This is a genomic window from Cronobacter malonaticus LMG 23826, from assembly GCF_001277215.2.
Classification (GTDB): domain Bacteria; phylum Pseudomonadota; class Gammaproteobacteria; order Enterobacterales; family Enterobacteriaceae; genus Cronobacter; species Cronobacter malonaticus.
This window is the reverse complement of record NZ_CP013940.1, coordinates 418,386-441,728: the sequence shown is the minus strand read 5'-3', so window position 1 is coordinate 441,728 and position 23,343 is coordinate 418,386. Positions and strand designations below refer to the sequence as shown.

At 54.7% G+C, this 23,343-nt stretch carries 20 protein-coding genes; 2 read left to right on the top strand and 18 right to left on the bottom strand.

The genetic code is table 11. The annotated features are described in order from the left end of the window. Positions 1–96: 96 nt before the first annotated feature. The 4 genes from yjfF to ytfQ form a co-directional block, all read right to left on the bottom strand. On the bottom strand, positions 97–1,086 hold the full coding sequence (gene yjfF, locus AFK66_RS02065; protein WP_007778269.1) for a galactofuranose ABC transporter, permease protein YjfF: 990 nt from the start codon (positions 1,084–1,086) through the stop codon (positions 97–99). Continuing rightward, positions 1,073–2,098, bottom strand: coding sequence for a galactofuranose ABC transporter, ATP-binding protein YtfT (gene ytfT, locus AFK66_RS02060; protein ID WP_105581152.1), 1,026 nt, complete (start codon positions 2,096–2,098; stop codon positions 1,073–1,075). Before ytfT ends, yjfF begins: the two co-directional genes overlap by 14 nt. Positions 2,099–2,108: 10 nt before the next feature. Next, on the bottom strand, positions 2,109–3,611 hold the full coding sequence (ytfR, locus tag AFK66_RS02055) for a galactofuranose ABC transporter, ATP-binding protein YtfR (RefSeq protein ID WP_023897955.1): 1,503 nt from the start codon (positions 3,609–3,611) through the stop codon (positions 2,109–2,111). 288 nt (positions 3,612–3,899) lie between these two features. Beyond that, complete coding sequence (ytfQ, locus tag AFK66_RS02050) at positions 3,900–4,856, bottom strand: galactofuranose ABC transporter, galactofuranose-binding protein YtfQ (RefSeq protein WP_012123718.1); 957 nt, start codon at positions 4,854–4,856, stop codon at positions 3,900–3,902. Between the two features lie 77 nt (positions 4,857–4,933). Here ytfQ and AFK66_RS23140 point away from each other — a divergent pair, with 77 nt between their 5' ends. Then, positions 4,934–5,059, top strand: coding sequence for a hypothetical protein (locus AFK66_RS23140; RefSeq protein WP_007778280.1), 126 nt, complete (start codon positions 4,934–4,936; stop codon positions 5,057–5,059). A gap of 198 nt (positions 5,060–5,257) precedes the next feature. Then, a complete protein-coding gene (ppa, locus tag AFK66_RS02045; RefSeq protein WP_004388179.1) occupies positions 5,258–5,785 on the top strand; it encodes an inorganic diphosphatase in 528 nt (175 codons plus the stop codon). 51 nt (positions 5,786–5,836) lie between these two features. Here ppa and AFK66_RS02040 read toward each other — a convergent pair whose 3' ends face one another. From AFK66_RS02040 to tamA, 14 genes are all read right to left on the bottom strand, one after another. Then, on the bottom strand, positions 5,837–7,432 hold the full coding sequence (locus tag AFK66_RS02040) for a methyl-accepting chemotaxis protein (protein WP_023897954.1): 1,596 nt from the start codon (positions 7,430–7,432) through the stop codon (positions 5,837–5,839). A gap of 164 nt (positions 7,433–7,596) precedes the next feature. Further along, the gene (locus AFK66_RS02035; RefSeq protein WP_007778290.1) at positions 7,597–9,213 is read right to left on the bottom strand and encodes a PglL family O-oligosaccharyltransferase; all 1,617 of its coding nucleotides are present in this window, start codon (positions 9,211–9,213) and stop codon (positions 7,597–7,599) included. Positions 9,214–9,309: 96 nt separating this feature from the next. Continuing rightward, complete coding sequence (locus AFK66_RS22220) at positions 9,310–10,128, bottom strand: PapG chaperone-binding domain-containing protein (protein WP_123948290.1); 819 nt, start codon at positions 10,126–10,128, stop codon at positions 9,310–9,312. Between the two features lie 125 nt (positions 10,129–10,253). Continuing rightward, the gene (locus AFK66_RS02030) at positions 10,254–10,784 is read right to left on the bottom strand and encodes a fimbrial protein (protein ID WP_032968427.1); all 531 of its coding nucleotides are present in this window, start codon (positions 10,782–10,784) and stop codon (positions 10,254–10,256) included. Positions 10,785–10,793: 9 nt separating this feature from the next. Then, positions 10,794–11,276, bottom strand: a complete 483-nt coding sequence (locus tag AFK66_RS02025) for a fimbrial protein (protein ID WP_007778291.1) — start codon at positions 11,274–11,276, stop codon at positions 10,794–10,796. Next, the gene (locus AFK66_RS02020) at positions 11,273–11,767 is read right to left on the bottom strand and encodes a fimbrial protein (protein ID WP_007778293.1); all 495 of its coding nucleotides are present in this window, start codon (positions 11,765–11,767) and stop codon (positions 11,273–11,275) included. Before AFK66_RS02020 ends, AFK66_RS02025 begins: the two co-directional genes overlap by 4 nt. A gap of 8 nt (positions 11,768–11,775) precedes the next feature. Then, a complete protein-coding gene (locus AFK66_RS02015; protein WP_007778296.1) occupies positions 11,776–12,351 on the bottom strand; it encodes a fimbrial protein in 576 nt (191 codons plus the stop codon). A 21-nt stretch (positions 12,352–12,372) separates the two neighbouring features. Continuing rightward, positions 12,373–13,131 carry a fimbria/pilus periplasmic chaperone gene (locus AFK66_RS02010; RefSeq protein WP_023897949.1) on the bottom strand — a complete coding sequence of 253 codons (759 nt, stop codon included), beginning with the start codon at positions 13,129–13,131 and terminating at the stop codon, positions 12,373–12,375. 39 nt (positions 13,132–13,170) lie between these two features. Next, the gene (locus AFK66_RS02005; protein ID WP_147573909.1) at positions 13,171–15,681 is read right to left on the bottom strand and encodes an outer membrane usher protein; all 2,511 of its coding nucleotides are present in this window, start codon (positions 15,679–15,681) and stop codon (positions 13,171–13,173) included. Positions 15,682–15,742: 61 nt separating this feature from the next. Further along, complete coding sequence (locus AFK66_RS02000) at positions 15,743–16,306, bottom strand: fimbrial protein (RefSeq protein ID WP_179944221.1); 564 nt, start codon at positions 16,304–16,306, stop codon at positions 15,743–15,745. A gap of 72 nt (positions 16,307–16,378) precedes the next feature. Beyond that, positions 16,379–16,912 (bottom strand): fimbrial protein, encoded by a 534-nt coding sequence (locus AFK66_RS01995; protein ID WP_007778306.1) that lies wholly within the window; start codon positions 16,910–16,912, stop codon positions 16,379–16,381. Between the two features lie 420 nt (positions 16,913–17,332). Then, a complete protein-coding gene (locus AFK66_RS01990) occupies positions 17,333–17,668 on the bottom strand; it encodes a gamma-glutamylcyclotransferase family protein (protein WP_004387569.1) in 336 nt (111 codons plus the stop codon). Between the two features lie 2 nt (positions 17,669–17,670). Beyond that, on the bottom strand, positions 17,671–21,447 hold the full coding sequence (gene tamB / locus AFK66_RS01985; RefSeq protein ID WP_032986527.1) for an autotransporter assembly complex protein TamB: 3,777 nt from the start codon (positions 21,445–21,447) through the stop codon (positions 17,671–17,673). Next, complete coding sequence (gene tamA, locus AFK66_RS01980) at positions 21,444–23,177, bottom strand: autotransporter assembly complex protein TamA (protein WP_007778311.1); 1,734 nt, start codon at positions 23,175–23,177, stop codon at positions 21,444–21,446. Before tamA ends, tamB begins: the two co-directional genes overlap by 4 nt. Positions 23,178–23,343: the final 166 nt, after the last annotated feature.

The following is a 23,343-nucleotide window of genomic DNA, read 5'->3' as shown; positions in this document are numbered from 1 at the left end:
AATCGCGATAGCTTGATCCATTGAAGAAAAAACTATCGGCAATTACCGGGGAAAGTTTATACAGTTTAGTCAGATCAATATCTTATAACTGAAAAGTTAGCGCTGCGTCACACGCGTGACCTCGGCGCTCTGGCGGTTTTCCCACAGGACCGTCAGCCCGCGCTGCAGCGCGATAAAAATAAACAGCAGCAGCCCGATGGCGATTTTGGTCCACCAGGAGCTCAACGTGCCGTCAAAGTTAATATAGGTCTGGATAAGCCCCTGAATCGCCACGCCAAACAGCGTGCCGAGCACCGTACCCACGCCGCCGGAGAGCAGCGTGCCGCCGATGACCACCGAGGCGATGGCGTCCAGCTCAACGCCAACGCCCGCCAGCGCGTAGCCCGCCGAGGTATAAATGGAGAAAACAATGCCCGCCAGCGTGGCAAGCCCGGTCGAGAGCATATAAATACGCACGGTGACGCTGCGGGTGGAGATACCCATCAGGTTGGCGGACGTGGCGCTGCCGCCGATGGCGTACACCTGGTTGCCGAAACGGGTGCGGTGCGCGAGGAAAATGCCAATCACCACCACGCCCAGCATCAGCAGGCCCATGGCGCTAAGCCGTCCGCCGCCGGGGATTTTCCACGCGAGACTTGAGAGCGTGTCGTAAATCGGGTGGTTAATGGGGATCGACTCCTCAGACACCAGATAACTGACGCCGCGCAGAAAGAACATGCCCGCGAGCGTAATGATAAACGCCGGGATTTTTAGCGCATCGATAAGCCAGCCCATCAGCGCGCCGAACGCGCAGCCCATCAGCAGGATCAGTGGGAACGCCACCAGCGGCGACATGCCCCAGAAGCCGATCGCTTTGGCGAGGAACACGCCGGTGAAGGCGATCACCGAACCAACCGAGAGATCGATCCCGCCCGAGAGGATCACAAACGTCATGCCGACGGCGATGATCCCAAGAAACGCGTTATCGGTCAGGATATTGCAAATCACGCGCGTGGAGGCGAAACCGGGGAACTGCGTCAGGCAGTAGAGGTAGCCGAGCACAAACACCGCGAGCGTGATGGTCAGCGGCAGATTACGTTTTATCATGGCGGCGCACTCCTTTAATCAGACCAATAAATCGTGGCGACTGGACAATCAGCACGCACAGCACCACCACCGCTTTCACCACCTGATTCAGCTCCGGCGGAAAGCCCGACAGCAGAATCCCGGTGTTCATCCCCTGAATAATCAGCGCGCCGACGACCGACAGCGCCAGGTTAAAGCGCCCGCCCATCAGCGACGCGCCGCCAATCACCACCGCCAGAATGGCATCGAGCTCAAGCCACAGCCCGGCGTTGTTAGCGTCCGCGCCTCGGATATCCGCCGCGACGATGATCCCGGCAATCGCCGCGCACAGGCCGCTCAGCATATAGGTGAGCATGACGATAAGCCGCGTACTGACGCCCGCGTTTTTCGCCGCACGAATATTGATACCAACGGCTTCAATAAACATGCCGAGCGCGGTTTTGCGGGTAAAAAGCCAGAACGCCAGCAGCGTCAGAATCGCGATAATGACCGGCGTCGGGAAGAAAAAGAGCGAACCGCTGCCAAGCCAGGCGAGCGACGGTGAGTTGAACGTCACAATCTGCCCGGACGTAATCAGCTGCGCCACGCCGCGCCCGGCGACCATCAGTATCAGCGTCGCCACGAAAGGCTGGATCTTCAGCACCGCCACCAGGATGCCGTTCCAGAGACCGGCCAGCACGCCGACGCCGAGCGACGCCAGTATTACCACGGCGAGGCTGTGCCCGCCCACGGTCAGCGTCGCGGCGGTCGCGCCCGCAATCGCCATCACCGCGCCGACGGAGAGGTCGATCCCACCGGTGGCGATGACCAGCGTCATGCCGATCGCCAGAAGCGCCACGGGGGCGGCGCGGTTCAGGATATCTATCGGGCTGCCGAAGAGCCGCCCGTCCTGCAAGACTATCTGGAAAAAGTGATCCGCCACCAGGCCGTCAACCAGCAGCACCAGCATCAGCGCCGCGATCTGCGGCATGCCGGGCGGGAAGCGTAAGCGCCGCTTCGGCGCGCCCGTATCCGGTAATGAACGAGGCATCACGCGTAGCTCCTTATGCCGCAATGGCATTCATAATGGCACCGACCGAGAGATCCTCAAGCGGGATCTCCGCCACCTGCTGGCGGTCGCGCAGAATAATCACCCGGTCGGCGTAGCCCACCAGCTCTTCCAGCTCAGACGAGATGACCAGCAGGGCCAGCCCGTCGGCGCACAGGGTTTCGATAAGCCGGATGATCTCCGCATGCGCGCCGACATCGATGCCGCGCGTCGGCTCGTCGAGGATCAGGAACTGCGGTTTCGTCAGCAGCCAGCGCGACAGCAGGACTTTTTGCTGGTTGCCACCGGAGAGAAACTCAATCGGCTGCTCCGGGCCCGGCGTACGGATGCCGAGCTGGCGAATAAAGCGGGCGGCGATCTCATCCTGTTCACGCCGCGGGATCGGGCGCAGCCAGCCGCGCTGGGCCTGCAGCGCCAGGATGATGTTTTCGCGCACCGAAGCGGCGCCGATGATGCCATCGGTTTTCCTGTCTTCAGGACAAAAACCGATACCAAGCCGTGACGCCTGCTGCGGCGAACGCAGCGTTTGCGGTTTGCCTTTAATGGTGGCGGTGCCGCTGTCTGCCGGGTGGATGCCGAAGATGACTTCCGCCGTTTCGGTACGCCCGGAGCCGAGCAGGCCTGCCAGGCCGACGATTTCGCCAGGGCGTACTTCCAGTGAAAACGGCGCGATAACGCCTTTTTTGCCGTAATCGTGAAACGCCGCGACCGGTTTTTCGCTAAGCAGCGTGCGTCCGGCGCGCTGCAGCGCGTTACTTTCAAGCTCGCGCCCCAGCATCATTTTCACCAGTTCGATTTGCGGCAGCTCGGCGGTGTCGCGCGTACCGACAAATTTCCCGTTACGCAGCACCGTGATCCGATCGGTAACTTCATAGACCTGATCGAGAAAGTGCGTGACGAAGACAAGGCTGACGCCCTGCGCGCGCAGCTGGCGCATCAGGGTAAAGAGCATCTCGACCTCTTTAGCGTCGAGGCTGGCGGTCGGTTCATCAAGGATTAGCACGCGCGCGGAGAGATCGATGGCGCGGCAAATGGCAACGATCTGCTGCATCGCGACCGAAAAGCGGTTCAGCGGCTCGCGAACGTCAAGATGAAAGCCGTAGGATTCGAGCAGCGCCGTGGCGCGCTTTTCCATCTCTTTGCGGCGCAGCAGGCCAAAGCGGCGCGGCTCGCGGCCAATAAATAGGTTGTCCGCCACCGACATATTGGGCAGCAGGTTAACTTCCTGGTAGACGGTGCCGATGCCAAGCTGTTGCGCGTGCGCGGTGTTGCGCGGCCGTACCGCTTCGCCGCCGAGATAAATAGTGCCGCCGTCGGGTTGATAAACGCCGGTGAGCGCTTTAATCAGCGTCGATTTACCAGCGCCGTTTTCCCCGAGCAGCGCCATGATCTCCCCGCGCCGCAGGCTGAAATCAACATGGTCGAGGGCCTTTACGCCGGGGAACGTTTTGCTCAGGCCTTCCGTTCGCAGGATTTCCTGATGGTTATCGTTATGCATGGTCGGACTCTCCTGTGGCCTGAGGTCGGCGTGTCGCGGGTAGCGTGATGTTGGCTGGCACGGCGGGTGCGCTGCGCTTACCCGCCCTACAGGTTCATATGGCGCCGCCTGGGCACGGCGAGTGCGCTGCGCTTACCCGCCCTACAAATTCATATGGCGCTGCCTGGGCGTGGCGGGTGCGCTGCGCTTACCCGCCCTACCTGTCAAAGAGCGGGCAATATGTAGGGCGGGTAAGCAACGCGCACCCGCCGCCGTAAGAACACGTCAAAAACCCGTCACGCCGGTCAATCAATACCCCATCGTTTTCTTCTTCTCTAACATCTCTTTGGCGGTATCCGGCAAGTAGAGCACCGACTCGGTAATTGTCAGCTTCGGAGGCTGCGTGCCGTCTTTCTTAAATTTCTCCAGCGCGTCGAACGCCGGGCCAGCCATGTTCGGCGTCAGCTCTACGCTCGCGTTCGCCTCGCCATCCGCCATTGCTTTGAAAATATCCGGCACGCCGTCGATGGAGCCGGTCAGGATATCTTTGCCCGGCTTCAGCCCGGCCTCTTTGATGGCCTGAATCGCGCCGATCGCCATATCGTCGTTATGCGCGTAAACCATGCAGATGTTTTTGCCGTTGTTCTCGGCCTTGATAAAGCTCTCCATCACTTCCTTGCCCTTCGAGCGGGTAAAGTCGCCGGACTGCGAGCGAATAATCTTGATATTCGGCGCTTTGGAAATCGCCTCGGCAAACCCTTTCTTACGATCGATAGCCACGCTCGCGCCCACGGTGCCCTGCAACTCCACGACGTTACACGGCTTGCCCGCGACGGTTTTCACCAGCCAGTCGCCGATAAGCTTGCCTTCCAGCACGTTGTTGGCGGTAACGGTGGTCATGTAGAGCGACTTGTCTTTAACATCAATCGAACGGTCGAGGAGGATCACCGGGATCTCCGCGTCTTTCGCCTCTTTCAGCACCGGCTCCCAGCCGGTCGCCACCACAGGCGCGATGAAAATCGCGTCCACGCCCTGGGCGATAAACGAACGCACCGCTTTGATTTGGTTCTCCTGCTTCTGCTGGCCATCGGCGACTTTCAGCGTAATGCCGCGCTTCTGCGCCTCGCTTTTCGCAACGCTGGTTTCCGCCGCGCGCCAGCCCGATTCAGAGCCGACCTGAGAAAATCCCACGGTTAACGGGGCAGCCAGTGCCATAGACGACATGGCTGCCGAAACTGCTGTGACAACAAGTAAGCGCTTCCACATAAGGGTATCCTCGTAGGGTTATTGTTGGGTAAGAGTCCACCTGTGGCGAAACTATAGACAAGCGTGGATGTAACTGAATGCGTTACATCACAATTCAAAAAAGTAACGAAAAAGTTAAAATTCAGAAGGGGCGGGATTTAACGCCAGCCGGGATACGGCGCGGCAAGCGCCAGCGCGGCATCGGGCAAAAATATTTAGCGTAAAAACGGTCGCCAGAGGCGTAATGTAAACGTTTTCAGTAATTTATTGAGGATGGAGCTGGCTTTATGGATGAACGTGTCATGGGAAAACGCTGAAAGGTGCAGCAGGCTCACCGGTGAAACAAAAGAGTCCACGACTTTCCATTGCAGTTGGCTATAATACCTGGCACTTGTTTGCCATACATTTTTAAGGAAACAGACATGAGCTTACTGAACGTACCTGCGGGCAAAGATCTGCCGGAAGACATCTACGTTATTATTGAAATTCCGGCTAACGCTGATCCTATCAAATACGAAGTGGACAAAGAGAGCGGCGCGCTGTTCGTTGACCGTTTTATGTCCACCGCGATGTTCTACCCGTGCAACTACGGCTACATCAACCACACCCTGTCTCTGGACGGTGACCCGGTTGACGTGCTGGTCCCGACGCCGTACCCGCTGCAGCCTGGCTCTGTGATCCGCTGCCGTCCGGTTGGCGTGCTGAAAATGACCGACGAGTCTGGCGAAGACGCCAAACTGGTTGCGGTACCGCACACCAAACTCTCTAAAGAATACGATCACATCAAAGACGTGAACGATCTGCCGGAACTGCTGAAAGCGCAGATCACCCACTTCTTTGAACACTACAAAGATCTGGAAAAAGGCAAGTGGGTTAAAGTGGAAGGCTGGGATAACGCCGAAGCCGCTAAAGAAGAGATCCGCGCCTCTTTCGAACGCGCGAAGAAGTAATTCGCCGCGAATGAAAAAACACCGCCCGATGGCGGTGTTTTTTTATGGGCGTTACGCCAGCGCTTCATCCTGGCGCGCCGCCAGACGAAAGACGCTGACGGAATCCAGCAGCTTCTCGGCCTGATACTGCATCGACTGCGCCGCCGCGGCGGATTCCTGCGACAGCGCGGCGTTCTGCTGCGTCGAGGCGTCCATCTGCGTCACGGCGATATTGACCTGATCGATACCGGTGCTCTGCTCGCGGTTCGCCATCGAAATGGTTTCCACCAGCTCGCTCACGCGCTGCACGCTTTTCAGGATATCTTCCATCGCGCTGCCCGCGCCTTTCACCAGGCTGTTGCCCTCGTCGATACGGCTGACGGAGCGGTCAATCAGGTTACGGATATCCTGCGCCGCTGAGCTGGAACGCTGCGCCAGCGCGCGTACTTCCGCCGCCACCACCGCAAAACCACGCCCTTCCGCGCCCGCGCGCGCCGCTTCGACCGCTGCGTTGAGCGCCAGAATATTGGTCTGGAAGGCAATGCCGTCGATAACGCTGATGATGTTGCTGATTTCGGTAGAGAACTGGTGGATTTCGCTCATGGTCTGCACCACGCGCTCGACCACCTGACCGCCCTGCCCGGCCACCTGACACGCGTCACGGGCGATGTCGCTCGCGAAACGTGAGTTTTCAGCGTTGTTTTTCACCACCGACGTCAGCTCTTCCATTGACGCCGCGGTCTCTTCCAGCGCGCTCGCCTGCGCTTCGTTGCGCGCTGAAAGCTCACGGCTGCCGGTGGCGATTTGCGCCGACGCGGTGGCGATGGTCTCCGTACCGCTGCGCACGCCAGAGACGATGCGGGTGAGGTTACCGTTCATCTCCTGGAGCGCGCTCATCAGCTCGGCGGTTTCATCGCGGCCGCTGACGGTGATCGCGGTCTGCAAATCACCGGCGGCGACGTTACGCGCGATGGTCACCGCCTGCGCCAGGGGACGCGTGATGCTGCGCACCAGCCAGAAGGTGATCAGAATGCTCGCGATAAGCGTCAGCGCCATGGTGATCAGCAGCATCGTGCGGGTCTGCTGATATTGCGACAGGTTGCGCGCTTCGGTCTGACGGGTCAGCGCATCCGCCTGCTTCAGCGTTTTCGCCACCACTTCGTCGATCATCCGGGTCGGCTCACGGTCGATACCGCTCACCAGCTTATCGACACGCTGGGCGCTCGTCGGATCGGCAATGTTGTACTGCGCAATGGCCTCCAGATAGCTTTTTTCCAGCCCTTCATGCAGCGCAATGGTCTGGTGTACTTCATCCACGCTCATGCCAAGCTGCGGCAACAACGTCGCCAGACGGTTTAACAGCGCCTGGGTTTTATCACTCTGCTCGACAAACGCGGCTTTGTATTTATCAAACGCCGCCTGCCCCTGCGTACCGCGCAGCAGGGTGTTTTTCCACTCCTGTACCTGGATTTTGAACTGCACCTGCGCGTTACGCGCGGTGTCGATGCTCTCTGCTATCACCTTTTCCGTGGCCATAATATTGTTGTTTTGCTCAAGCCCGTCGGCGTTGATAGTCAGACCGCGAATGCCGATAAAAAGCACCGCGACGAGCAGCAACGCCGCCAGCAGACCGAGTCGTTGCCCGATTGTCAGGTGGTTTAATTTCATACTCTGTTTCCCATGGTGTAGGCACGCCCGAAAGGGGCGCTTCGGATCTATCGGCCTGCAAAATACGAGCTTTATGGGAAACCAGGGCGTGGAAATGGTAGCAACAGTTAAGTGGTTAATTAGTCACGCTAAAACTTTTATGGCAGTTTTATGACAGCGCAGATTTACGGCGAATCGCTGGTTTGAACAACAGGAAACAGGCGATTGTACTGTGTGCGCAGACGGGCTGTGGCGACGATATCGCCTCTTGATTGCGTAATCACGATCATACTCTGCCAGACATTTTTGTCGTTATGACGCAGCGAATAGCGCGCAGCCCAGGTCATAAATGTGTCTAGATCGGCTTCGTTATGGGTGTGGTTGTAGTCGATCAGCCGCGACACGTTTTCATCAAATTCCGCCCGTTCGCCCTGTAGCGCGAAATACCACGGCGCAGGCCGCGGGAAATTCGCCAGATGGCCGCGCTCAAGCATCGTGAGCTGATAACCGGCACAGAGCGCCGTCAGGCTAAAAGCCAGCAGCGCAAGCGCCACAGCGCCGATCGTCACACGCAGGCTCACCTTTGCGCGCTGTGTCTGGCTATGCGGTTTATCGATAACGCCGAGGCGCAGCAGCAGGATAAACAGCCCGAAGTGCACAAACGACTGGTAAAACGGATATTCCAGATTGAGGTGCACCAGCAGCGGAATAATCAGCAGCGCGTAGCCTGACTGCACACGACCCTGCCGCCAGGCGGCAATGACGATTTTCACCCAACCCGCGAACAGTAAAAGCATTCCTGAAAGCGCCACCACGCCGCCCTGGAACCAGGCGTAAAGCAGTTCGTTATGAGGGTGGGTGACGATGCTGGAATAAGTGTAACCCTGTTCCGGGTGCGCCAACACAAAGCGGCTGAACGCATATTCAAAGGTGCCATAACCCCAGCCGAGCCACGGTTTTTCCATGATCATCTGCCAGGTGATGCACAGGATCTGCCACCGGGCATGAGTGGAACCGGCATACTCACGCGCCAGTGAATAGGGCATGCCGTTAACCAGCACCGTCGTATGCTGCGTGATGTACCAGGCTGACGCTGCGCATATCATCATCAGTGTTAACGCCGCCACGCTGCGCGCCGGGTGCTGACGCCACAGCAGCGCGGCGAGGCACAGGACAATCAATATCGTGCCGATTTCGCCAGCGCGGGACTGATTCAGCACCAGCACAAACGTCAGCAGGCTCAGCCCGGAGATACAGAGCAGCACATTCCTGCGCAGACGCTGTTGCATCAGCAGTAAAAAGCCGCAGCCGATGCCGGAGGCGAGAGAACTCGCGAGCAGATTCACCTGCTGGAAAATACCGTAAGGGCGGCCGTAATTACGCAGCCAGTTATACTCATAAAGCTGCATGGCGAGATGGGGGAAGAAAGTCTGAAGTAACCCGATAAGTGCCTGCGCCAGCGCCAGAATAACTATCGCCAGCAGTATGGCTTTTTTATGGCCGCCTGTGAACGGCAAGCGCAGCAATAACTGCCAGAGAAGAAGTGCACCCAGCAACACGAATACGCCGGGGTTGCCACGCATCTGGACAAGCCAGGGTAACAGCAGTAACAGGCCGCCACAGAATAACAGCGGTTGGCGCTGAGGCTGTTGCCAGAGATTATTTAGCGCGAACAGTAAAAGAATAATTCCCAGCCAGCCGAGAAACGTCAGGTTATAGGGTAGCGTGACACCTGATCCGCCGGAGCCGGGGATATAGGTCAGCGTTAAACAGAGCAGGAGTAAAAAAAGGAAACGTTTCATCGGCGTTAATTTTCAAAATATTAAAACTATAAAAATAAAAAACAGGAAAAGGCGAACCTTTCCCTGTTGTAAATATTTTACACCTTCATCCATAACTTAATACGGCATCATTACCAATACACTGCTACCGGTGTGATAACCTTCAGTAGTCATACCTGTGAGCATATCCTTTATTGACCACGTAGAATCTCCTTCTGGCAAATCAATTTTTGTATTCAAAGGTTTTTCATCAATGGTTATTAAAGACTTTCCTTCATCAAGGTAAACATAGTTGTCATTAGTGATTAAATTAAATTTTACAGCTGTTGGCGAAACGCATGTCACATTAAAACTAGAACGAGCTGAATGCCCCTCTGCGTCTTTTAACAAAATATTCCCGTGTTCAAGAACTATTTCTGGCGTAGTAATCTTGCACCAATCGTCAGCAGGAGGAACAATGAGACACCCTCCAGGAACAAATGCGCCACTCCAGGGGCTATAATCACCATGTGTTTTGTTTACAAGATAACCGACACATTCTTCTCCTGTCGGATCTAATCCTGTATGTTCAAGATAGGTTACATTTTTCCCTTGAGAATTATATAAATCCACAGCTATCTGGCTGATAGTTTTTTTGGAATCCGTTGCTTCATATACGGATGGTAACCCTACTTCATCTTTACCAGTAGGATCATGTCTATGCGTTAGCATTACATAATTATTTGGCATTACGACGTCAACTGAACTGCCTACTTCAATCAATCTTTGCGTAATATAGTAACGCCATTTTTGGCCACCTGCTCCACCAGAACCTACGTATTCACTTTTAATGGTTACAGCCACTGGCCACTTTCCCGCGATACTAACTACCGGGAAAATCAACAATACCAAAAAGGGGATTTTCACCACCCCTTTAAAATTTAAAAACTTTAACATGGAGATACCTTATGAAATGTCGTTGGCGCAATAAAGAAATTTAGCATTTCAGTAAAATAAATATTTTACAGCATCGTATAATCCATAAATAAAAATAGTGAGGGTTTCCCCATCCAAATTTCGGACTATTGATACGCCAGTATAAAAGTACTAATGGCTGTAAAGTCGCCCGCAACTAATGTTTTATTGACGATGGTTGTTGGCTGCGCTTGTACATAAGCATTAAAATCTAGCGTATTGTTTCCCTGAGTAAGCTCTGTAAAAGGACTAGACTTGTTAACGGCTAACGGAGTACCATCCTTAAGTTCCAATCCAATAGCCACTCCCTTTGCTGTACTGGAAGTATCAAGTGCTAGCATCTGGGTAAGTTCTGTATCAGCTGTTCCCTGAAACATAACGCTAACCGAGTTCATCAATGAAGGGTCACAATCATTCAGATGAATAGAAAAAGGTTGGCTTTTCGTTCGCTGGTATTGATATAGATATTTTTCAATAACCGTACCGAAGTCCAGATGAATATCAGTATCCGCGTCCGGTAACTTACAAGGCTCAGCTACAAGCGCACCTGAAAAATGTATATTATCCTCGGCAGCAAAAATATTTGTTGATACCGTAATAAAAAATAATATCCCCAGCAGAAAATGATTACGTTTCATTATTGCCTCTTAAAGATAATCTGCGCGAAGGGTCATCGTGGCCTCAAACGCACCTTCCGTAAGGGTGATACTTTGATCCTGCACCGGGACCGCTTCTATTTTCGGTGGCGAAGCCGGGTTAATGACCGCTACATGCTGAGAAAACGTGACGGGCTGGCTGTCTACCAGAATACGGATGCCGAGCCCGGTTTTATCGGTCATCACCGCAGCACTATCAAACAACGCGGGGTTGGTAGTATCGACCACAATGGCCAGATTATTAGCGGTATAACCGGCATCGCAATCTATCGTATAATTTATCGGTTGCTTGTAGTTATTGCCGTCAATTTTGTTGACACCCAGATCGTTGCCAAAGGTGACTTCAATAGTTTGCCCGTTACTAATTTTACAAGGTGGTGCCACCAGCGTGCCGTGGAAAGACATATTTTCAGCGCAGAGGGCACATGCTGGTAGTAACACTGTTAGGCCCAGAATTTTTATTAACATTTTCACTGATAATCTACCGTCATCGTTGCGCCAGCCGTAAATTCACCAGTCGGTAAACGTGCTCCGGGTTTGCCAACCAGGGCTGCCACCAGCACAGGTTTTTCTGTAGTAGAGGCAAGCGTAAGATCGCTATTAAGAGGAAAATCGGAACCATCAGCTTTAAGTTTGACTGCAAGCTCCGGAATACTGGTTTGCAGCAAATCACTATTAAAATCTGCACCATTACCTGTTATATGCATTTTTAAAGTTTTTGCAGTATCAGCATTGCTACAGTCAAGCGTATAATTGATTACCTTTTCTACCAGACCAGCAATAACATCGGTGGTAATTACATTGTCACCAAAATTAACATCGATGTTTTGATTGTTATTAATCTCACATGGTGCGGTATTAATGGTGACGCTGACAGTGATTAATACAGAGTTCTCATCTGCAAAAACGCTGCTGCTGCAACAGGCAAGCAGTAAGGCAACTCCACACCATTTATAAATCGTCATGTTTATCCTTACTGATACATCATGCTGAACTGGATCAGCGCATGGTAAGGCCCTGGTACAAAAGCGGCAGCGGTACGCTCAGCCTGAAGCGTATAGGTCACGCTGTCCTGGCCTGGGTTTAACAGTACTGTGTCTCCCTGTTGCGCCATTTTTACCGTCTGTCCACGGCTGTCTTTCAGACGTAACCCGATGCCGGAAGACCCGGTGACCTGAATAAGGTCCGGATTAAAGGCATCTGTCGCTGCGACAAACCGCGCCTGATACCCAGGCTGCTGCGAGCTGCGAGAATGCGTCAGCGGCGTAATGTTGGCGCTGCGCGTCGGGATCTGCGGGCAGTCACGCAGGTAGAGCGTAACGGTAACGGGCTTCGCCTGCTTACCGACCAGGCTGACCTCTGCACGCGCGGTGTCACCGAGATCGACATCCTGCCAGGCGGAATCCATCTCCAGCCGACACGTGTTTTCACGCAGTACACCGTGTACATAGAGTTCGCCACCATCGGCAGAAACAGATTCATCTGCAAACACGGGCAGCATGACGGTGAGCGTGACACCCGCCACAATCAGTTGAGTAATCCTTTTCATCACGATTCCTTTGCCGTCCGGTTAATTTTTCTCTTTCAGCAGCTTCGCTGTGCAGGAGGCACCGTTACAGCTGAACTGCAGATGCGGGCGGCCGCCGTAATCGTTGACGTAGGTCAGTACCGGACTATTGCCGAACAGAGACGCAGATGCTTCAATCGTCGCGCTGCCTTTCGGGCTGACCATCACCGGCTCAAAAGCTACCGCTTTGCCTTTAATGCTGGCCGCGCCTTCAACAATAGTCAGGAAATACGGCGTTGGGTTATTCACGACAAATTTATCACCCTGGCGCGTCAGTGTGACTTTCTCCACCCAGTCTCCTGTCGCCGCCTCGGTTTGATCCAATGCGATAGCCGCCGGGCGATAAAACAGCTTGATGCGGGTCTGCAGCGCGATTTGCAGCGTGTTCGGTTTATTGCTACGGGGCGGGATTTCACGCAGGTTAAAATAGAACAGGGTTTCTTTATCCTGCGGCAGAGACGCCAGCGCAGGAGAGGCCTGTACTTTTACCTGGCTTTTCGCGCCTGCTTCTATACGTTGTACCGGCGGCAACACGTTCAGTGGCGATGTAATCTTGTTACCCTGCGCATCCTCAATCCAGGCTTGTGCAAGATAAGGCAGATTTTTGTTTTCATTGCTGATACTCAGGCTAATTGATTTTTCACCACCGTTATAGACGACACGGGTGCGATCGAGGGCGATAGCCGCAAAAGCCTGTTGGGTTGTCAGTACGCCAGTCAGTGCCAGCGCAGCTGCGAAAACCGTTTTTTTCATGGTGAACATTATGAATGACCTTTTAGTTAATCGGTTTACCGCCGTGCCTTAATGGCACGGCAACAGCAGATTTCCGTTCTCGCTCGTCCCTTGCAGTTTCTCTGGCAACGTGACGACACACTGCGTGGCACCGTTCCAGTTAACCTGTAATTTGTGGCCCGGTTTCAGGCCGCTCAGGTAAGCCTGGCCTTCGTCATTGACGATGCCGACCTCCTGTTTTTCGGCGTTCATTACGCTGGCACCGAACGGCGGGAAACTGCCATCCGCGAGACGAATAATCGCCATCGCCTTGATGCCGGAAATCACATTAAACTTGCGATAGCCAATAGCCCCTTCGGTCAGCGTGGCCTGGACTACCGAGGCAGACGCTTCTGCGTTTTCCGGCAGATGGTTGATATCAATGCTCAGGCTGTTTTTGCTGTAGTCACTGACTTCCGTCACCACTGCCTTGCCAAAATGGTTGGTCGTGGTGGTACTGGCATAACCCTGCACCGGAATATCCGCAGCATCGCCGGTATCCAGCAGTACGCGGCTACCACCCATGACATTCGAGCGGTGCAGCGCAGCGCCTTTGGCTGTCGCCGTCATCCCGCCTCGCAGTGAGACCCCTGCTGAACTGTACTGGCCATGCTGGTAATCCACGTTTCCGCTCACTTCCGCCAGGTCGCCCATATGGTCGTAATAGCCGCTCAGGTTACCGCCATCATCACTGCCACCCGCGGCAATGCGGTAGTTGTCGCCATTCTTAAGTCTGTCGAAATAGCTCAGGCTGTGGTTACTGGCATTACCGTTAAAGGAGGAGTTAAGACCCAGAGAGCCGGTATCCCCCATCGGGACGGACATCGACACATACATGCCGTCGTCATTTTGACCGTTAAATTTGTTGCGGTACGCCGTCAGCGACGCGCTGATGTTTTTCACCTTCCCGATATCGAAATAACGCGACAGCGACAGGCTGTAGCGATCTTCCGCCGGATTATTCCAGTAGGTCTGATGCGAATAGTTCAGGTATGCGCTCAGCCCAATGCTCTTAAACTGTTGGCTGAAAGAGACGGTATACATCTCTTTACTCTGCATAAAATCGCCGTTATCTGCCTGATAATTCAGATAATCATTAAAGCTCATAAAGTCTTTTTCCGAGAAGCGATAACCCGCAAAGGTTACCTGGCTTCCGGTATCATCAAAGCGCTTTGAATAACTCACACGATAAGACTGACCGTGTTTATCTTCACCGTCATCAAGCTTCGCGCCGGAACGGGTGATGTCAAAAGCCAGTGCCCCTATCGCCATCAGATCACGCCCTACACCCAGCGCCGTGGCCAGGTAGTTGCGGCTCGCCACCAGACCGCCATAAAGCGACCAGCCGTTGCTGACGCCCCAGGAGAATTCGCCAGAACCAAAACCGCTGCCTTCGCTATGGTGATCGTAGGTACTGGGCTGCCCGGCATACATTTTGTAACGTACGCTGCCAGGGCGCGTCAGATAAGGAATAGACGCGGTGTTCACTTTATATTCCTGCACCGAGCCATCCTGCTCCTGGACGCGAACATCCAGCGCGCCTGCGACAGAGTTGTTCAGGTCCTGAATCGAAAACGGCCCTGCCGCCACCTGCGTTTCATAAATCACGCGACCCTGCTGCGAAATAGTGACCTTGGCGTTGGTTTTCGCCACGCCGGTCACTTCCGGCGCGTAACCACGCAAGTTCGGCGGCAGCATATTGTCATCTGAAACCACGCTTGCACCCGCAAAACGCACGCTGTCGAAGAGATCCGAATTCATGTAGTCTTCGCCGACGGTCAGCTTCGCGCCCATTTTCGGCAGAGCGCGGTACATCTGAAACCGACTCCACGTCCATTTTTTCTGAGTGCTGCTGTTTTCTGACTGCGAATCGTAGTTCGCCTGCCAGTCGGCGCGCAGACGCCACGGCCCGAAGTTGGCACCTACAGTACCGTTACCAGACACTGAATTATCATCACCGCTCCGATCGCCTTCGTTATGACGCGCCTGGGCGTTGACGTTATAATCCGCAATGAATCCAGGAATACCGTCATCCCACATTGACGGCGGTACCCAGTCATCTGAGGTATATTCCAGGTACGCCTGCGGCACGCTCAGCAGCAGCATACCGCTGCCAAGATCCGGCGTGACTTCCACACCTTTAAGCGCCATGACATCTATACACTGGCCGTTATGCCAGCTTTTGAACTGCGTCAGGTATTTTTCTTTAAAACCGAATTTTTTAACCTGCTCTGGCGTAAAACAGACAACCGATTGTGTTTTATCATTTTCAGCAGTAAATACGCTGACCGGCTGTTCTTCCAGTTCATTCTGGTTAATTTTAATTTTGAAATCGTAATTGCCCGGCATAATATAGCCGCGCTTTGAAAACTGGCTTAAATCGATATTTTGTTTGTCTTTAACATCTAACACATCGGTATTGAACTGAATATCATCCGCAGCCATTGCGGGAGTCCGTAAACACGCGCAGATGCATAAAGCCAATGCTGACGGCACGATCAGTTTTGATATTGTGGCTTGTTTATTATGTAGTCTGGCCATTTCTCTTTTGCCGGTTTACGGGCAATCTCTGTCAGAAACAATCATCAATAAAAGGTATTGGTTAAAAATAATCGATGCGATATTTAATAATCGAGGAATAAGCGCCTGGTCGTAAATCTTCGTGATTAACTTTAAGGCGTAATTCATAATCCAGTTTAATATCGTCGCCTGCGATTTCGGTATACGGTTGTGGCTGCCCAGGATGAATTTCTTCACCATTTTTACTGGCAATCTCCAGTGCTACACCGCCTGTTGTCCCATTAACCTGAAAGAGTCCATCATCATTAGCACCATCAAAACTAATTTGTAAGAATTGCCACGGTGCGCTGTCTGGCTCGCCAGTATCAAAAGTGCAATTAACCAGATGAATCGAAAACGGCTGCGCAATGCTTTCTCCGGTACGCCTGATAATATTGACTGACTCATCCGGCATTTCGATTGACTGATAACGACTCTCCATGGCGATATCGCAGGCTTTAGACACAATCGCGCCCTGCATACTCACTCGCCCGTTTAACCCCATATCAAATTCGGAGTTAAGCATGATGGTTTGTTGCGATGCGTGTACGGAACAGGCTACCGTTCCGAGGGCCAGGGCCATCGCATACCACGTGAATCTGGTCATGAGATCCGTCTCTGGAAGGGAAAAATCATACGTCCGCTTACGCGGACGTATGTTGCCCGCTAACGCTAAAACTTACTCGTAAGCCAGCGTAAAATCAGCAACGGCAGTGAAATCACCCGGGGTGATGGTTGCAGACGCACCGTCGCCCTGCAGGTATGCGGAGAACAGCAGGGTGTTGTAGCCTTCCTGCAGTTCATGCGCTTCAGACGCTTCGCCCAGTTTGATCTGCTCACCGTCACCGTTGGTCAGGATCAGGCTCGCGCCTTTTGCTGTACCGGTGATACCCAGAGAACCATCAATAGCGCCTTCTGCGCCAGTGAAGGTTGTTTTCACGGTTTTCAGCGTGGAGACATCGCAGTTTTCCAGCTTGATTTCAAAGTTACGCGGTACGGAAGTGCCGGTGTTGCCATTGGCTTTCAGCGCCACGTTAGAAATCTCACCAATTTTCACGGTCTGATCGATGCTGTCCGGGTTAATGGAGCACGGCGCATCAATGATAGAACCGGTGAAAGTGACTTTGCCGTGGCCCTGATCTTTCGCGTTAGCCATACCTGCTGCCAGCATTAAACCCATTGCCGCTGCCAGAGAAACTTTGCTGAATTTCATGTTATTTCCTTGAGTAAAATTAAAACGGTTCCTTACTAACTCTTTCCAACGTGATTGAATATAAAATTCACTAAATTAATATATAGTGCTCTTTATATTTACCAGCCGTTGGATTCGCGAGAATTTTAGGATTACGGCGGGATTGCAGCAAGGGATATAAATTCTAAAAAAAGAACAGCATTAGCATTATGCGTGGGCTTGATTTAAACGACTGAAAAATAAAATAAAAACACACCAACGAGACAATTTAAAAAGCTTTAAGAAATAACATTTTTTATCAATTCATGGTCACTCAATTTTTATCATTTCCGTCGGCGACAGAATCAATAAAAGACAATTAACATCCATTAAAAAACACCTTTAATTAAACTACAGATAATAAAAAACCACGCCGGAGCGTGGTTTCAGGGAAGGACGAGTTTACCTGTCGAGCCAGTTGCCGCTTTCGATGCGGGTCAGCCCTTCTGTAGGCCGTTGGTATACATACATCCAGGCGCTGCCATACGGCGTCTGGATAAGCTGACGTTTATACTCGCCGCGCGCGGTGCGCAACGCATCCAGCTCCGCAAGTGTTGTGGCATCGATACGATACACCTCGCCGACCACCGAGCCTTCGCCTGGCACCGCTCCAGGGTAATGCCCCAGGCTGAAGAGCTGGTAGTTTTCGATGTCGTAATCGCCCAGCCACTGGGCGTTGGTCATCCAGTGGCTGTTACCTTGTTTGCGTCGTAAACTGCCGTAGACAAATATTCGCATTGCTAAAACTCAAACTGATAGAGCACATCAAGTGCCTGATCTACGCCAGACACCGCTTCCAGATATAGCTTAGGCATCAGGCGATACCTTAGCGTGAGCGTCGCCAGCGAGTCAAAAATGCCCACGCCGTATTTCACCTGGAGACCCGGCAGTACATAGCCACTGACCACCACCTGGGAGGAATCGCCCACCCCTTCGGTGTCCAGCGCCAGATTGCTTACGCCAAACGTCTCGCCGATTTTACCCACAACCTGACCACTTTGTGCAACCCCCAGGCCAATTAGCATGGACGTCATGGCGTCGCTGTCGCTCTGGCCGCTCTCAAGCCCCTGCCCGCGCAGCAGATAAGAGAGCGCCTCCTGCTGCGACATCGCCGGGTCGGAGAACACTTCCACCTTCGGCTCGTCGGTCTCGCCGGTCACGCGCACGCCGGCAATCACGTCGTTTTCGGTGGCATCAGGGTTACGAATCGCCTCAATATTCAGGAGTGGCCGGTCCGGCGGGCCGGAGAACAGCAGCTCACCCTTACGCACCAGCAGATCCTGGCCGTAAGCGTGGAAACGCCCTTCCGGAATGTTGATCTGCCCGTTCAGGCCCAGACCCTGTTTATCCTGCGCCACTTTCAGATCGCCGGTGAGACGCGCCTTCAGCCCAAAAGCATCTATCCGCACGTTGTTCCCAACGTGAACGATGAGATTACTATTAATAGGAATAGAAGCGTGCTGTTCCTCTTCCGGTTTCAGATTTTCATCGAGCAGAACTTCATCACTGGAGACACCCACCGCGCTTTCCGGCAGATCGTGAACCACGATGCGCGCCCACGGCACATCCACACGGCCATCGAGCGTAATCAGGCTCGGCGTCGCCTCCAGCACCACATCTGGCGAGACATCCAGGCGCACCATCGGCGGTACGGTGATCCGCACACGGCTGCCGCGCGCCGCCACTCTGGCGCGCCAGTTATCGATCTGGCTCCAGTCGGCGTTACCGTCCAGCGCGATTTCGCCCTGCTTCGTGCGCACCACGCCTTGTAGCGTCGAACTCATCCCGTTGAAGTTCATGGCAAGCTGGCTTGGCTGCATATCGAACGGCATAAAGTTGCCTTCGATATCCACACCGTTAAGCTGCATCTGACCGAACAGTTGCGGCTGACGCGCACTGCCGCCAAGCCGCAGATTCGCGCTCAGGATACCTGCCGCTTTCTCACCGCGCGAAAAGACCGGGTTGGCAATAGCGAGGGAGAAGTTACGGATATTGATATTGCCGGAAAGATTGCGGCGCTCCTGCGGATCCGCCACCTGAATATCACCGTCGAACTGGCCGTTATTCGCCAGACGAATCAGCCAGTTGAGCCGCGCGCGGTTATTGCGCAGCTCCGCGTTCAGGTTCAGCGTGTCGAACGCCACCAGAAGCGGATTGCCGTTTACCAGTTGAGTCACACGCACACCGCGCCCGGCAAGCTGCACCTGCCCCTGCGGCAGCCCTTCTTTGGTCGTATCCCAGCTGACATCCGCTTTACCAGTGAAAAGCCCACTCGCCTGGGTCTCTTCCGGCATAAACGGTTTGATCATGGCGAGATCGAAACGGTTGAGGTTCACCTGCGCCCGGCCGGTCGCGCCCGCATCGATGGTTTGCGGCACGCACAGCTCGGCGTTTGGGTTGCGCCAGCAGTGCGGGCCGATGGCGATTTTCTGCTCCTGGCCGCGATAGTCGAGCGTCAGCGCGCGGCTCAACGCCCACGGGCCAACTGGCGTGGCGAAACGCGTATTATCAATCTCGCCGCGCCAGCGCATCGCCTGGCGATCGAAGCTGCCGCGCAGGTCGAGCTGCCCGGAGACCGGTTCGCCCTGCACGCGCAGCGCCATCTGGTGTGACTTCTCGTTGCCTTTGGCCGCAAGCGTAATCAGACGCAGGTTAATATCGCCCTGCACCAGGCGCTCGACGCGCAGATCCAGCGAGCCGCCGATCTGATCGGTGGATTTCACATCGCCAAGCAGGCGCACCTGCGCGACGGAGAGTTCCTGCCAGCGCAGGTTGCGTGCGGTGACGTCAGCGTTGAGTTCCGGCGCCTCAACGTTACCGCGGATTTTCACGAGTCCTTTCGCCGTGCCGCCAAGCCCCGGCAGCGCGTTATCCAGCGCCGGCGCGTCAATCGTCGCATCCAGCGCCAGATCTTTAACGCCAAGCTCGCCTTTCACGTCCGCTTTATTGCGCCCAAGCTCGAGATGCAGGCCGGGAATGGTCCACTGAAGATAGCTATTGCCCTTAAGCTGCCCGTCAACTTTCACCTTGTTCTGTTTGACGTTGCCCGCAAGCTTCAGCTCCGGCACGTCGAGCTGCCAGGTGCCGCCATAGAGACTGCCGCGTAGCTTCATCAGCCCGTCGAGCTTTGACGGCCACTCCGGGTACTGCTTCGCGGTGTTAATGCCTTTCAGCGCCAGTTCGCCGCGCCAGCTAATGGCCTGCTGCCAGTCGAGCAGCGCGGTCAGCGTGGTGTGGCCCTGCAGCGCCGCGACGTCCAGCTTATCGATGTTGATCTGCTGTTCGTTGCCTTTGCCGTCAAGCGTAATGGTGGCAGGCGGCAGCTGATCGCCTTTCACGGCGGTACGGAACGACAGCGCGTAGTCGGTCATTTTGCCGGAAAGCTTCAGTTTAAGATCGTCAGCCTGATACTGTTTCGGGCCAGTCAGCGGCCAGTAGAGCTGCTCGCTGGTAATATCCAGATTGAGCGGCAGCCCCGCTTCGGCAAGTTTCGTCTGCCCGCGCAGCACCACATCCACCGGGCCGGAAAGGTTCACGCCGAACTCCAGCTGCTCGCGCAGCGCGCCGCCCACTTTGAGCTTCACTTTCTCGCCTTTGAGCGGCTCCACGTTCAGCGTGCTGTTAAGCGTAATATCGACCGGCCAGTTGTTGCGTAGCTCCGCGCTGCCGGTGGCGTTAACCGTGCCCTGATTCGAATCGATATCCAGCGTGTCGAGCTTCGTAACGCCATCCACGCTGCTGATTTTCAACAGCAGATTACTGACCGTGATATCGGTGTCGCCGGTCAGGCGCAGCTGTTCGCCATGAAAATTTTCCACCGTCAGGTTGAGCGGCAGATGCACATCGGCCATCTCCGGCAGCACAGGCTTAGAGAACAGCTCGCGCAGCGTCTCGCCGAGCGGTTTCTCCTGCGGCTGCGGGTTATTCACCTTCGGCTCGATCACCTCTTCCTGCGCCACGTCCGCCGCTTTGGGCAGCGCAATCAGCAGCCCCTGTAAAGAGGTCGGTTTGAGCGTCAGGTTGCGGCTCTCCCAGGCGAGGCCCGAACTGAAATCCATCACCGACACCAGCGTATCGTCGATTTTAATGTTGACGTTATGCAACGCCGCCCGGCTCAGCGTGATTGGGTACGGCGTGGAGAGGTCAAGCGGCCCGCTCTCTTCTTCTTCCACTTTCTCCGCAGGCGGCATTTTTTTGGTATCGACGACCACGTTGATATCTTTCAGCGAGAAATCATTCACGCACAGGCTGCTGTCACGCAGGCAGGCGAGCTTCACGGAAAGATGGATTTCGCCGGCGTTAACGTCCACACCCGGCTGCTGGTAACGCAACGAGGTAATAGTCAGGTCGCGCCAGCCGCCTGTGACGCGGCCAATATCCAGCCCCGGCACCCAGCGGTTAGCGGCGTTGAAAACCAGGTGTAAACCCGTCGTGGTGCCCACCAGAAAGCCAACGGTCGCGATAAGCAGCACAATAACGGCAAGAACGGCGAGGCTGATTTTTTTCATACGACTCATAATTCAGGCCCCAGACCGATGTAAAACTGCAAACCATGCTCCTCTTTGTCGCCAACGGGCACCGCGAAATCGAGCTTAATCGGCCCGACCGGCGACTGCCAGCGCACCCCGACGCCCGCGCCGGTTTTGAAATTGCTTTGTTTGATATCGTTGACGGCTTCGCCGGAATCAACAAACACCGCGCCCCACCATTTTCCGGTCACGTTGTACTGATACTCCAGCGAACCGGTGGCGAGTTTTGAGGCACCGGTCAGCTTACCGTCGTCGTTTTCAGGCGAAATCGATTTGTATTTATAGCCGCGGATGCTGCGGTCACCGCCCGCGAAGAAACGCAGATCCGGCGGCACGCGATCGAAATCGTTCGTTTCAATCCAGCCAAGGTTGCCGCGCGCCATAAAGCGATGCTTGTCATAGAGCGTGCGGATCCAGACGTTTTGCGCCTGCAACACCACGAAATCGACATCCGAGCCCCAGGCGGAGTCAGAGTAGTCGATGGAATAACGCTGTGAATCGCCCCAGGTCGGCATCAGGCCGCCGCGCGAACGGGTGCGGCTTAACATCACGCCAGGATAGAGCAGCATGGTGGTATGGGTGACGTTGGCCTGGGTAAAGTGATCCAGACTCCAGCGCAGGTTAATAGCGCGCTGCCAGCCGCTTGTGAGATCCCAGTAGCGGGAAACGGCAAGCGTGGTGGAGTCGGCTTCGGTATCGTTGAGATCGGTGCGCTTAAAGCCGCCCTGCACCAGATAATATTGCTCCAGCGGGTTCTTCAGCAGCGGTACTTTGTAGCTAAAATCAAGCTGCTGTTCCGGCGCGGAGATACTGGCCGAGGTGGTCAGGCTGTGGCCGTAAGAGTTGATCCACGGCTTGCGCCAGCTCGCTTTAAGACGCGGTCCGACGTCAGTCGAGTAGCCTGCGCCCACTTCGACGGTATTTTTAATGCGCGGCGAGACCACGCCCCGCAGCGGCAGCACTTTAGTCTTACGGGATTTTTCAAATTCCGGTGCCACGACGACCGAGTTAAACCAGCCGGTCGCGGATAAACGGCGGCTCAGCTCCGCCACGTCGCTTGACTGGTAATAGTCGCCCTTTTTAAACGGCACGAGGTTTTGCAGATACTCTTCGCGGATCTGCGAGCCGCTGAAAGTGACATCGCCGAAGCGATAACGCTGACCGCTGTCGTAGTCGATATCCCAGAACGCCTCGCGGCGCTCCACCGAAACGCCAAGCTGGCTTTTTTTATATTCGCTGTCGAAATAACCGCGGCGCAGCGCCAGGCTGGTCAGCCCCTTTTTGAAGCTGTCATAGTCGTTATGGTTCAGCACTGTGCCGATAGCGGGGCGCTTTTTCAGCAGCGCCAGATACTCTTTATCGTCGCGCGCGCCGCCGCGCAGAATCACATTCGTGCCGGCGATAAGTACCGGTTTGCCCGCGTTAACCCGCGCCAGCAACACCTGGCGACGCCCGCCCGGCGGCGGTTCGCGCAGTTCGAAATCGATAGTCGGCTCGTAATAGCCCAGCGCTTTCAGCCCGTTGCGGATGGCGTCATCGACGCGCGCGCGAAAGCGGCGGTCCGGCGTGACTTCATCCGTCTGAATCGTGGAAAGCTGAGCGCGGACGTTTTTTTGCAGCGCGCCGGTCAACCCTTCTACCTGCAAACGGACGGGCGCAGCGGTCGAGGCGCTCGCCACCAGCAGCGTGGCCCAGCACAAGTTACGGATTAATGGCACGTTTTCTCCTGAATATCCCTTATTCCCACCCCTGGGAGGAAACCTGATGCCGCTCCGCGGCCTGATAAAACTCCGGTAAATGGAGTTGAAATGAAGACGATCACCCAAATATTTCTTATGTTTAATTTAGTCGCATTTAAGAGGTTTATTGTGGGCAAAGAGCCGC